The sequence below is a fragment of the Catenovulum sp. SX2 genome (genome assembly GCF_052056295.1).
Classification (GTDB): domain Bacteria; phylum Pseudomonadota; class Gammaproteobacteria; order Enterobacterales; family Alteromonadaceae; genus Catenovulum.
In genome coordinates, this window is the sequence record NZ_CP182494.1 from 56282 (window position 1) to 68597 (window position 12316).

The following is a 12316-nucleotide window of genomic DNA, read 5'->3' on the forward strand; positions in this document are numbered from 1 at the left end:
TGATCTGCCCTCAGGTAGCGCAAGCTGTCAACATAGTCTATTTGTCGCCATGCAAACAAGACACAGCCTGCACCTATTGGAGTGAAGTGCAGCTGTATATGGAAAAAGCCGCGAAAGATCTGAAGGTTAATTTAGTGACACTTTACGACTCACACGACAATAACTTTCGTGAGCAACCAGATAAAGTCCGTTACATTCGACAACTCCAACAAAAACCAGACTTTGTAATATTAACTCCCTTACCTGTGCAAGTTAGTCTGAATACCTTGCAAGCACTCGAAGCTTTAAAAATCCACTCATTTATTATTTCTGGTGAAATACCACCAGCCGAAAAAATGCTTTATCAACAACCACAACAAAAGTTTAAATATTGGTTTGGCCATATGTACGGCAATAACAAAGCAGCAGGCTATTTACTCGCGCAACATTTGCACAATGAAAATGTAAATATGATGGCGTTAGCTGGTAGTAATATGCACAGTGAAAGCGAAAATAGGGTAGATGGTTTAAGAAATTATGTAGCCGAACATAACATTATCCTGAGCCAAATTGTGCCGACTGATTGGACTGAACAACAAGGTTATTACAAAACATCGAAACTGCTAAACAGATATAAAAATACTAACGCCATTTGGACTGCGGGACACAGGCTTGCCTCGGGTGCAATAAAAGCGGTTGCAGAAGCCAAACTGAGTGCTGGGCCAAAAATTGGGACTTTTAATTGGACAGAAGAAACATTGGCGCAATTGTCGGCAGAACGATTAAAGGTTGCAGTAGGAGGGCATAGTATTACAGGTGCGCTGGCTTTAGTGTTATTGCACGATGCTTATTACAAACATGACTTTACCGACATAAACGGTACACGTGAAATACCTTTAACACTCGTCGCTGCAACACCAGAAAATTTAGATGAAACAATTTTACACTTTAAACACTGGGCTGAGTTTAATTTTCAAAATATAAGTAAAGTGTACAACAAATCGCTGCGCACACATTATATTAACGTTCTGCCACCACAAACCCCCTAACCAATTATATTTAAATTAATTTTCGCTTGGTTTCACAAGTTAACTAGCGGCTGTGAACCTGTATTAAGTTAAAAAAATGTTTGTTTTTGCAAAAAACATTATTACTTAACGGATTTACTGTGCTAATATTTCTTTAAATGTAACCGGATACAGTTTGTTTCAGTATTCTTATCTACTGAGAGATTTAACAGACATGAGTAGCAGATATATCTATGAATGAATCACAACATTTAAAATTGAAAGAAAAAATTGGTTATGGATTTGGCGATTTTGCTTCATCCATGTTTTGGAAAATGTTCTCTGTGTATTTAATGATTTTTTACACAGATGTGTTCGGTATTTCTGCTGCAGCTGTTGGCACTATGTTTTTATTAACCCGTATTTGGGATACAGCAAATGACCCGGTAATGGGCATAATTGCTGATAGAACCAATACTAAGTGGGGCAAATTCCGTCCGTATTTATTGTGGGGCGCTATTCCATTTGCCACTATAGGTGTGTTGACATTTACTACACCTGATTGGTCGCAAGACGCTAAATTAGTTTATGCCTATATTACTTACACGTTAATGATGATGGCCTATACAGCAGTGAATGTGCCGTACGCTTCTTTATTAGGCGTTATGTCATCTAACAGTGACGACCGCACTCAACTTGCATCTTTTAGAATGGTGTTTGCATTTGCTGGCAGCATATTTGCTTTTATTTTGGTTGACCCATTAACTAACTTTTTTACACATTTTGGTGAGGTGGCCGATCCACAAACAGGTTGGTCGTTAACTATGTTGGTGTATGGCTGTATTGCTGCGGTGCTATTTTATTTCACTTTCGCTTGGACCAAAGAGCGCATTGCGCCACCAGCTTCACAACAGTCTAATTTGAAAAAAGACTTTGCTAACTTAGCCAATAACAAACCTTGGTTTATTTTACTTGGCGCTGCGTTAGCAACCCTCATCTTTAATAGTATGCGTGATGGTGCGTCGGTTTATTATTTTAAATATTATATTCAATCGCCTGAGTGGAGTTTGTTTGGCTTAAGTTTTGGTTTAACCACTGTCTATTTAGTATTAGGTCAAGCATCTAATATTATCGGTGTGGTATTAGCACAGCCAATTGCGAAACGCATTGGCAAACGCAATACCTTTATGTATGCAATGTTTTTAGCGGCTATTTTAAGCAGTGTGTTTTATTTTTTAACCGCTGAGCAAATTGGTTTAATTTTACTTTTACAAGTATTGATCAGCGCATGTGCCGGCATAATCTTCCCGCTGTTGTGGTCTATGTACGCAGACATAGCCGATTATTCAGAATACAGTACCGGCCGCCGTGCAACTGGGCTGATATTTTCTTCATCTTCGTTCGCACAAAAAATGGGTTGGACTTTAGGTGGTGCACTGACAGGTTGGACTCTAGCGTATTTTGGTTATGTGGCAAATGCCGAACAAACCGAACTTGCCAAAGAAGGTTTGCGTTATATGGTGAGTTTTATCCCAGCTGTCGGCGCAATGATTTCAGCATTATTTATGATTTTCTATCGCTTAACTGACGACTATATGGCCAAAGTTAATACAGATCTTGGTTTAAGACGTTCAGAAAGTTAAATATTATTCACTAGCTTATTTATTTTGTTCGGTTACTATTAAAAAATGTAACCGGTATTCGGAGGTTTTAATGTCTACACATTTGCAAAAAGTTAAAGCGTTAATTACAGCGCAACAAAGTTTATTAACTAAACCAAACGCAAAAAAAGCGGGTGGTAACCGAGTTTATAGCAGATGGCAAAATCCTATTATTACCCGTGAGCATGTACCTGTTCACTGGCGTTTTGACTTTAATGAAGCAACAAATCCACAATTACTAGAGCGCCAAGGCATCAATGCAACTCTTAATTCAGGTGCGATTTATTTAGATGGTAAATATTTATTGGTTGTGCGGGTAGAAGGTGATGATCGTAAATCATTTTTTGCTGTGGCCGAAAGTGAAACCGGTGTAGATAACTTTAAGTTCTGGGATCGCCCAATTACTATGCCTGAAACTGACCGTCCCGACACAAATGTGTATGACATGCGTTTAACTCAGCATCAAGATGGTTATATCTATGGTTTGTTCTGTACTGAGCGCAAAGACGAAGACTTCCCTGATGATTTATCCGCAGCCGAAGCTCAATGTGGTATTGCTCGCACTAAAGATTTAGTTAATTGGCAAAGACTGCCAGACTTAATTACTTATTCGGGTCAACAACGTAACGTCGTTTTACACCCAGAGTTTGTTGATGGTAAATACGCTTTATATACACGCCCACAAGACGGTTTTATCAGCGTAGGTAAAGGCGGCGGCATAGGTTGGGGTTTAGCTGAATCAATGGAAAATGCCGAAGTTAAACAAGAAGTTATTGTTGATAATAAGATTTACCACACAATCAAAGAAATCAAAAATGGCCAAGGCCCTGCACCAATTAAAACCGCTGATGGGTGGTTACATCTGGCGCATGGTGTGCGTAATACTGCCGCTGGTTTGCGTTACGTTTTATATATGTTCATGACAGAGTTAGAGCGCCCTTGGGTGGTAACGCACGCACCAGCAGGCCATTTTATTGCACCTGAAGGGGAAGAGCGCGTAGGTGATGTCTCTAACGTGGTGTTTGCCAATGGCTGGACGCAAAAGGGTGAAGAGGTCAATATTTATTACGCTTCTTCAGATACGCGTATGCATGTTGCCACCACAACTGTCAGCAAGTTAGTTGATTATGTGAAAAATACCCCAGCAGACGGGCTGCGCTCAGCCGAATCGGTAAAAGTGCGCAACAAGTTAATTGATAGTAACTTAGCCGTATTAGAAACCTTAGGGCTTAAATAATATGTCAGTGTTTTTAAAACCTGAAGTAAATGGCCTAATTGATGAGTTCCGTAGTGAACTCATCAATATTGCCGACTGGTGGATAAAATACGCGATTGATGAAGAAAATGGCGGATTTTATGGACAAGTTAATGCAGATGGCAGTGCAGACGTTAGCGCAGAAAAAGGCATTGTAATGAATGCCCGTATATTGTGGTTTTTCAGCGAAGTGTGTCATTACCTTGATAAACCTCAATATCAAGCCGCAGCCAAACGTGCTTATCAATACATTAAAACTTATTTTAATGATGCAGAGTACGGTGGTGTTTATTGGTCGCTCCACGCAGATGGCAGTGTAGCAGACAGTAAAAAACAAACTTACGCCCAATCGTTTGCGATATATGGTTTAAGTGCTTATTACAAATTAACCAAAGAGCAAGAGGCGATAGATTTAGCATATGAATATTTTGCTCAGCTACAAAAACATTGCCATGACGATGTAAAAGGTGGTTATTTAGAGGCTTTTGATCGCCAATGGCATGAAATTACCGATATGCGTTTGAGTGACAAAGACGACAATTTGCCAAAAACTCAAAATACCCATTTACACGTAATGGAAGCTTTTGCGACCTTGCATATGGTAAAACCGACAGCTGAAAGTGCATTAGCATTACGCAGGTTAATCGACTTTTTTGATAGCACTATTATTAACAAAAACAACTATCACCTACGTTTGTTTATGGATGTTGATTGGAATGATCACTCTCGTGCATTTTCTTATGGCCATGATATCGAATGTAGCTGGTTGTTATACGAAGCATTAGTTGCGCTAGACGATTCACTGATCTCCAGTCAAGTAAAACCAACAGTGATCAAAATGGCAGAAACCACTTTAGCTGAAGGCATTGGCAATCAAGGGCAAGTATGCGACGAATTTGAATTTGCTGGTGAACATAAACATCAAGAAAGTTGTTGGTGGGTACAGGCAGAAGCATTAGTCGGTTTTTTATATGCCTATCAGTTAACCGGTAACACTGATTTTTGGACTGCATTTGACAATGTGTGGGCTTTTACCAAGCAGCAACACATAGATAAAAACTTAGGTGAATGGTTTTGGTTAGCTAAATGCGACCAAGATACAAACTACGACACATACAAAGCTGGATTTTGGAAAGCGCCGTATCACAATGGCCGAGCCATGATGGAAGTTATCAAAGTGCTTAGCGGCAAACTGGAGACTCATTAATGAAATTTAAATCCGTATTAATTATTGGTGCCTTGTTGTCTAACTCGGTAATGGCGTTCGACAACTTTATCAGCCGTAAAGGCCATACTTTGTACGACGGTGACAAAGTGTTTAGGTTTGCCGGTATTCATGCCCCTGAATTACACCGTATCGAAGATGATGCAAAAGGTGTATGTAAAGCCGACCCCAGAGGTTGGGGGCAGCACTTTAAATGGCCAACTGCCGATGAACAAGAAAACTGGATTAAAGCCATAGTTGGGACAAACCAAAAAGCTATGCGAGTGTATGTGTTGTCTATCGAACAGGCTGCCGACAAAGCTTGTGGCCGTGAAACGCACATTTTAGCACCAACAGAAAAAGGTGGTATGCCACAGCTAAATGAACAAGCTATGGTTGTTTACGACCGTATGATAGCTCTAGCGGATCAACATGGTTTGCGCTTGATTTTACCTTTTATCGACCACTGGAAATGGTGGGGCGGCCGCGAACAATTAGCTGACTTTTATGGCGAGCCAGAAGATGCTGTTTACGATGTTTACAGCAAAACATATCAAGCTTATCAGCATATTATTCGCCAAGTTGTCACCCGTCGCAATACGATTACCGGACGTTTATACAATCAAGAAAAAGCCATAATGATTTGGGAAACCGGTAATGAGCTAAAAGATACCAATGAGTTGTTCTTAGCCAAAACTTCAGCTTTTATTAAGGCATTGGCGCCAAATCAACTGGTGATGGATGGCACTTACATCAAGATTAATGACTTTGCGTTGAAAGACCCAAATGTTGATATGGTTTCAAACCACTATTACACCAATGTTGGCAACAACAGTCCTGAAACTGTGTTGGCGGATTTAAAAACCATTAACGGCCAAAAGCCTTATTTAATTGGTGAATTTGGCTTGCAACCGTCAGACAAATTACAAGCAATTATGGATGCTGCGGTTAACGCTGAATACAAAGGTGCAAAAGCCGTTGGCGCGTTTATCTGGGGTTTTCGAGGCCATAGGCACAATGGTGGATTCTATTGGCACAATGAAGGTGGCTCAAAATACTATAGTTATCATCTACCTGGGTTTAAAGAAGGCGATTTTAACGAAGAAATAGCCGTAGTAGAAATTGCCCGTAAAGCTGCTGCGCAAATGATGGGCGAAAAGCTTTTGCCATTGGCAAAACCAGAAGCACCTAAATTACGTGAAATTAACTCAGTTGCAGATGTTCGTTGGATGGGCGCACCTTTAGGGCGAAGTTATCGCATTGAACGCTCAACCAGTATGGATTCAGGTTGGAAAACCATAGCGAATGGTCTGTCCGATGGTAAACACAAGTTTGATCCACGCTTTGATACTTTATTTTGTGATGACAGCGTAAAAGCAAATGCCACCTATTACTATCGAGTATTTGCGCAAAATGAATCGGGTGAATCACCTGCTTCAAATGTACAAAAATTTACCACGAGTCAGCACATCGGGAAATGTAACTAAAATTCGACTGACTAGGTAGCCGTTTTACCCATGTTTTTAGCCCATCTTTAGTTGGTGGGCCTTTTTTGAAACTGCGGGTATAACGTTTACCTAAAATTGCACAAGTACTTAAACAAAAAATAGATAATTAGAGGTTTATATGAAAAACATGGTGACAAAAATAACGGTTTTGCTGTGTGCATTACTGTGTTTTACGGCAAATGCGAAAAAGTTTGAAAACTTAGCTCTGACCCCACAAATGGGTTGGAACAGTTGGAATAACTTTGACTGTGATGTGAATGAAGACATGATCAAAGAAATGGCCGATGCCATGGTAGCAACAGGCATGCGCGATGCCGGTTATCAATACATCAATATTGATGATTGTTGGCACGGTGAGCGTGATGAAAATGGTTTTATTCAAGAGAGCAAAGAGCACTTTCCATCAGGTATGAAAGCCTTGGCTGATTATGTACACAGCAAAGGTTTAAAATTAGGTATTTATTCTGATGCAGGCACAAAAACTTGCGCAGGTCGCGCCGGTAGTCGCGGTTACGAATATCAAGATGCGCTGACTTATGCTCGTTGGGGAATCGATTATTTAAAATATGATTGGTGTGCAACTGAGAACGTTAATCCAATTGGTGCATACACTTTAATGCGCGACGCTTTATATTCAGCTGGGCGTCCAATTTTATTTAGTATTTGTGAATGGGGCGACAACAAGCCTTGGGAATGGGCAAAAGACATAGGCCACTCATGGCGTACAACGGGTGATATCTATCCATGTTGGAGCTGTGAAAAGAAACAAGGCTCATGGTCTTCTTGGGGGGTATTGCCAATTTTAGATATGCAAAACAAACTGCGTAAATACGCAGGCCCAGGTCATTGGAATGATATGGACATGATGGAAGTGGGCAACGGCATGAGCTACCACGAAGACAGAGCACATTTTTCAATTTGGGCTATGTTAGCTTCACCTTTGATTGCGGGTAACGATTTGCGCAATATGTCGAAACAAACACGCGAGATTTTAACCAACAAAGACATAATTGCATTAAACCAAGACAAACTTGGTATTCAAGCAATGAAATTTATTGATGATGGTGACATAGAAATTTGGGTAAAAGCATTGGACGGTGGCGAGTGGGCCTTTATGTTTTTAAATCGTTCAGATAACAAAACAACCTACAACTACGACTGGCAGTTTAATATTTATAAAGACGACCTATTCGGCCACTATGTCGACTTTAATAAAAATAAATTTAACTGGCGTAACTTGTGGGAAAAAGGTACTGGCACAACAGCTAAAAAGCTAAAAATTGACTTGCCTGCGCATGGTGTACAAGTACTGCGTTTAACGCCGGTTAAATAAATCTAATCAGTTAAATATGGTAGTCCGTCTTGCTTGGCGAGCTACCATATACTTGAATAAGTCTTAACTTGATTAACTGGACTCAATCAAATCTGAAAGTCGCATATGTGCCATTTTGGGACGTTCGGCTCTAACTCATTTTTGCCCCATTATGAGTTAACGTAAATACTCTAAAGGTCTGCTTTGAGCGATAAACGGACAGTAACTGAAGGTGTGATTCAAGGAATTCGAACTCTACTGAACGTTAATTCACTAGGCATTAAAAAAGCCGTATGCGGAAGGAATACACACAGCTGTGCTTTGCACTAAAAAGTACACCAAAGCATTTGAGAGCTAAAATCGCCCAGCTTTCGATGGCATTTTCCAAATAGAATGCTGAAGCTCAAATCGTTCAAAAATTTCTTTAGCTTCATCTACACTCCACTTAACCCAATTAGGGCTTAAATGATTCCCATACCATACTTTTGAAAACTCCCAGATTTTAGTAATTGGTTGGATATCACCCTTATCCATATTGTATTTCTTACACCAACTATCAACTTCAGCTTCCGATTCGAAAATAAGCATCTTACTGCATGTATAGGTAACATTATCCCAAGCATTCATCATTGGTATGGGAAAGTGAATAAACAAATTCTTATTTATAATTTCACCATTTACTATTTCGACAACAACTTGTTTTGCTTCTCCGCCTAAAGTTGATGTGATTGTTAAATCACAATCTAACAAAGCTGCTGCACCTAAAGAGCACCAAGCACAGTTTCCCCACCAACTGCCGCCTTTAGAGTTAATCCAAAAGTTTGTTGGAGCAGTCGAAAATGGGTGCATTACCCAAACTTCGGATGATTTGGGGTGCAATACTACTCCGTGATATTCTTCAAGAGTTTTTAGTGCTTCAACAGTGTTTAATTTAGAGGTATTAAAGTGTTGAGCGATACTATCAATTTTTGGAGCATAGCCAAATTCAACGATATGGCTCATGACATAGTAATGTAGTGTCGAATTATTCAGTTCCATATATCACCTCTATTTAGTTCTCTTGTTACTCAAGTACAATTCCATTTGTACATTGCATCTGTCATATGGTGATGAAGCACCTTCAATATGTTTAAAGCCCAGCTTTTCGTAGAGGCTGACGGCTGGTACTAATACAGAATTGCTTTCTAAATAAAGTCGCTTCGCCCCTATTAATTTTGCTCTTTCAATTATTTTTTGACCTAAAAGTAAGCCAATTCCTTTGCCTTGCGCTGTAGGTGATACAGCCATTTTTGCAAGCTCATAGTCGTCCATATCCATTTTAATTAATGCACAACAACCAACAGGCTTTCCTTTGTCTAATGCGATAAAAATATAGCCTGACTGATTTAAAATATACCCCTCAGGATCGTCTAATGCCTTCAAATCTGGCGTTTCTAATTCCCAATGTTTACTAATCCATTCAACATTTAAAGCTTTGAAAGTCTCATGATGTTTAGGTGCGTAATCAACTATTCTGATATCTTCTATTTTCTCATCTACTCGCGAACTTATTGGGCGAAACCTTAAATGCCTATCAATGACAGTTAGTGCTTGCCAAAGGTCAACACCTGCATCTTGTTCTAGCTGTTTCATCGCTACATCAATTGCATCACATTGCTTTTGCATATTAGGAACCATAGCTTTTGCGCGATTATTTAACTGAACTAAAGTTATTCGAGAGTCCTCATTAGATCTATAGCTTTCAATCAAATCAGCCATTTTCATTTCTTTCACTATTTTGCTGACTGATACGTGAGAATGATTGATTTCTTTAGCAATATTCACGACAGACTCTGCTCCTTTGGAAGCAAGGACGTAAAAGACAGGGAACCATTTTGGCTCAATATCGAATCCAAATTTCTCATAGGTTTTCTCTGCGTCTTGAGATACTTGCGCTGCAAGTTGCCTTAAAGCTGTTCCTAGAGCGATATGTCCTAATTCGTTAAATGACTTCATAATAAATATATCCGTAACCAGTTACGTATATATTTATGAAAAAAGAGAGGCTTGTCAAATTATTTAGTTTAAGTCGCTTTAATCGAAGTTGCTGGAACGTCTGAATTTGGCACAGAGCACGCATTCGTCCAAACTCATTTTTGTCCAAAAATGAGTTAGAACGACCGTCTCTTGAACGCTCATATCTGCCTGTCAGCAGCAGCCCAAACTTATTCACCGAAACTATTGGAGCAGATATAAGCTACGAAAACTGCCAAGCTACTTAATACTCAAAATTAAAGCCAAAATCTTTTAGCTTTTCATATACGTTAATATCAAATCTGAATAATGCCGCTGCTCTATGTGCTACATCTGTTTGTTTTTCTTTGCAATTTATCAGTAGATTCATTTTTTGAATTTTACGGCGGAAATTAGGTTTATCTAATTTGGTATCTAAAATCGCTTCGTATATTTCTTGTAATTGCAGTAGTGTGAATTTTTCCGGCAGTAAGCTAAAGCCGATTGGCTCATGGCGAACTTTATATTTTAGGTGGTCGAGCGAGGCTAAAATAATCTCTTTGTGATCAAATATCAGCTCAGGCAGTTGTTTAACGTCAAACCAAGCAACTTCATGGGTATTGTCACCATGAATAATATTTACTTCATTCATGCGGACAAAAGCATAATAGGCAATGGTAATAATACGGCGTAGCGGGTAGCGCTTAACATTGCCGAAGGTCGCTAGCTGGTCGAGGTGAAAATTTTTAACACCTGTGGCTTGTGTGACGACCCTGTGGGCAGCACTTTCAATATCTTCGTCGAGTTTAACCCAATGACCAATTAACCCCCACTTATTTGCTGCTGCACCTTGTTTGTATTTAGCTAACAGCACCTTTAATTTTCCGTCTTCCATAGCGTAAATTAAGTTATCGACTGACAGATTCTTCATGCAATCGTCAGGCAATAATTCTTCTTTGTCCATTTCTGGTGCTAATAATAGCGAGTCATTTGTCATTATATTTGGGGAATTCTACTTAATATATAAATGACTATTTTAGAGTTAAATAGCGGGCTAGGCAATTAAACTTGTCCACTTTAGCTAATTAAAGCAATAGGCAGAGTTAATTTAGCTAAAAACATATGAAATTTTGCTAAATTCATCGGAAATTTTCTTCTACTTGTAACAAATTTAAATTTTTAATCTTATTGTGTAGTTGACTATTTATCTTTTGTTTTTATAATAGTCAGCAAGTAGAGATTAATCAGGCGTGAATTTAAGGCTGGTTAATAACATTAAATTAGGTTACAGATGTTAAAAGAGAACTTAGATATAATCAGCGATGCAGAGCGAGTTCAACAACAAGATTTGCAAAAAGCTGCTGGCTTAACCGCTATTGCGCAACCATTAGTTGAACATATTTATACGGCAGATCCATCCGCTCACGTATTTAATGGTAAAATTTACATTTATCCATCTCACGACATTGAAACGGATGAGCCTATTAACGATAGAGGTGATCAATATGCTATGCGCGATTACCATGTTTTATCGTTAACTGAGGTTGGCGGTGAGGTGACAGATCACGGCTGTGTGTTAGATGTAACTGACGTTGCTTGGGCTGAAAAACAAATGTGGGCACCTGATGCGGCAGAAAAGAACGGTCAGTATTATTTGTATTTTCCAGCACGAGATCACGAGGGTATTTTTAGGTTAGGTGTTGCTGTTAGTAATACACCAGAAGGACCTTTTGTCGCTGAACCTGAGCCGATTAAAAACAGTTTTAGTATAGACCCTGCGATTTATCAGGATGAAGACAATCAATATTATGCGTATTTTGGGGGAATTTGGGGTGGTCAGTTACAAAGATGGTCAACGGGTGATTATGTAGATGAAGACATATATCCAAAGGAAGACGAGCCTGCACTCTTACCTAAAGTTGCTAAATTATCTGATGACATGCTGCAATTTGCTGAAGATGTTAAAGATGTACAAATTTTCGATGAAAATGGCGAGTTACTTAGAGCCGGAGATGCTGACAGAAGGTTTTTTGAAGGCCCTTGGGTGCATAAGTACAATAACCAATACTACCTATCATACTCTACAGGTGATACTCACAAAATTGTTTATGCTACGTCAAACTCACCTTATGGGCCTTTTGTCTATCAAGGTGTGATATTAGAGCCTGTGCTGGGTTGGACAACACATCACTCTATTGCTGAATATGAAGGAAAGTGGTACTTGTTTTATCATGATTGCACTTTGTCCGGCGGGCAAACGCATTTACGTTCGGTCAAAATGACTGAGTTAACTTATGCGGAAAACGGCAAAATCAACACGATTCAGCCGTATAAATAAGTTACCTATTCAGAGTTCAGGTTACTTCATTCATTACCTGTCGTATTAGTTAACCGACTT

The 12316-nt window shown here is 39.3% G+C and carries 10 protein-coding genes; 7 read left to right on the plus strand and 3 right to left on the minus strand.

Features of this window, described 5'->3' with window-relative positions:
- Positions 1-98: 98 nt before the first annotated feature.
- The 6 genes from ACMZOO_RS17725 (at position 99) to ACMZOO_RS17750 (ending at position 7947) form a co-directional block, all read left to right on the plus strand.
- Complete coding sequence (locus tag ACMZOO_RS17725; protein ID WP_440906559.1) at positions 99-1028, plus strand: substrate-binding domain-containing protein; 930 nt, start codon at positions 99-101, stop codon at positions 1026-1028.
- 212 nt (positions 1029-1240) lie between these two features.
- A complete protein-coding gene (locus tag ACMZOO_RS17730) occupies positions 1241-2629 on the plus strand; it encodes an MFS transporter (protein ID WP_440906560.1) in 1389 nt (462 codons plus the stop codon).
- A 70-nt stretch (positions 2630-2699) separates the two neighbouring features.
- Complete coding sequence (locus ACMZOO_RS17735; protein ID WP_440906561.1) at positions 2700-3884, plus strand: glycoside hydrolase family 130 protein; 1185 nt, start codon at positions 2700-2702, stop codon at positions 3882-3884.
- A 1-nt stretch (position 3885) separates the two neighbouring features.
- Positions 3886-5109, plus strand: a complete 1224-nt coding sequence (locus ACMZOO_RS17740) for an AGE family epimerase/isomerase (protein ID WP_440906563.1) — start codon at positions 3886-3888, stop codon at positions 5107-5109.
- Positions 5109-6593, plus strand: coding sequence for a beta-mannanase man5E (locus tag ACMZOO_RS17745; RefSeq protein ID WP_440906565.1), 1485 nt, complete (start codon positions 5109-5111; stop codon positions 6591-6593). The genes ACMZOO_RS17740 and ACMZOO_RS17745 overlap by 1 nt, the downstream gene beginning before the upstream one ends.
- 139 nt (positions 6594-6732) lie before the next feature.
- The gene (locus tag ACMZOO_RS17750; protein WP_440906566.1) at positions 6733-7947 is read left to right on the plus strand and encodes a glycoside hydrolase family 27 protein; all 1215 of its coding nucleotides are present in this window, start codon (positions 6733-6735) and stop codon (positions 7945-7947) included.
- Between the two features lie 333 nt (positions 7948-8280).
- Here the strand turns inward: ACMZOO_RS17750 and ACMZOO_RS17755 are convergent, their stop codons facing one another.
- The 3 genes from ACMZOO_RS17755 to ACMZOO_RS17765 form a co-directional block, all read right to left on the minus strand.
- Positions 8281-8964, minus strand: a complete 684-nt coding sequence (locus tag ACMZOO_RS17755; protein ID WP_440906567.1) for an alkylmercury lyase family protein — start codon at positions 8962-8964, stop codon at positions 8281-8283.
- A gap of 9 nt (positions 8965-8973) precedes the next feature.
- Positions 8974-9921, minus strand: coding sequence for a bifunctional helix-turn-helix transcriptional regulator/GNAT family N-acetyltransferase (locus tag ACMZOO_RS17760; RefSeq protein ID WP_440906568.1), 948 nt, complete (start codon positions 9919-9921; stop codon positions 8974-8976).
- A 262-nt stretch (positions 9922-10183) separates the two neighbouring features.
- Entirely contained in the window at positions 10184-10915 is a 732-nt protein-coding gene (locus ACMZOO_RS17765; protein ID WP_440906569.1) for an NUDIX hydrolase, read from the minus strand.
- 294 nt (positions 10916-11209) lie between these two features.
- Between ACMZOO_RS17765 and ACMZOO_RS17770 the strand changes: the two genes are divergently transcribed.
- A complete protein-coding gene (locus ACMZOO_RS17770) occupies positions 11210-12256 on the plus strand; it encodes a glycoside hydrolase family 43 protein (protein ID WP_440906570.1) in 1047 nt (348 codons plus the stop codon).
- The last annotated feature ends 60 nt before the right edge of the window (positions 12257-12316 follow it).

Coding starts and splice junctions, on each gene's coding strand:
- ACMZOO_RS17770 (WP_440906570.1), top strand. CDS start 11,210: ATGTTAAAAGAGAACTTAGATATAATCAGCGATGCAGAGCGAGTTCAA.
- ACMZOO_RS17760 (WP_440906568.1), bottom strand. CDS start 9,921: ATGAAGTCATTTAACGAATTAGGACATATCGCTCTAGGAACAGCTTTA.
- ACMZOO_RS17745 (WP_440906565.1), top strand. CDS start 5,109: ATGAAATTTAAATCCGTATTAATTATTGGTGCCTTGTTGTCTAACTCG.
- ACMZOO_RS17730 (WP_440906560.1), top strand. CDS start 1,241: ATGAATGAATCACAACATTTAAAATTGAAAGAAAAAATTGGTTATGGA.
- ACMZOO_RS17750 (WP_440906566.1), top strand. CDS start 6,733: ATGAAAAACATGGTGACAAAAATAACGGTTTTGCTGTGTGCATTACTG.
- ACMZOO_RS17735 (WP_440906561.1), top strand. CDS start 2,700: ATGTCTACACATTTGCAAAAAGTTAAAGCGTTAATTACAGCGCAACAA.
- ACMZOO_RS17755 (WP_440906567.1), bottom strand. CDS start 8,964: ATGGAACTGAATAATTCGACACTACATTACTATGTCATGAGCCATATC.
- ACMZOO_RS17740 (WP_440906563.1), top strand. CDS start 3,886: ATGTCAGTGTTTTTAAAACCTGAAGTAAATGGCCTAATTGATGAGTTC.
- ACMZOO_RS17765 (WP_440906569.1), bottom strand. CDS start 10,915: ATGACAAATGACTCGCTATTATTAGCACCAGAAATGGACAAAGAAGAA.
- ACMZOO_RS17725 (WP_440906559.1), top strand. CDS start 99: ATGGAAAAAGCCGCGAAAGATCTGAAGGTTAATTTAGTGACACTTTAC.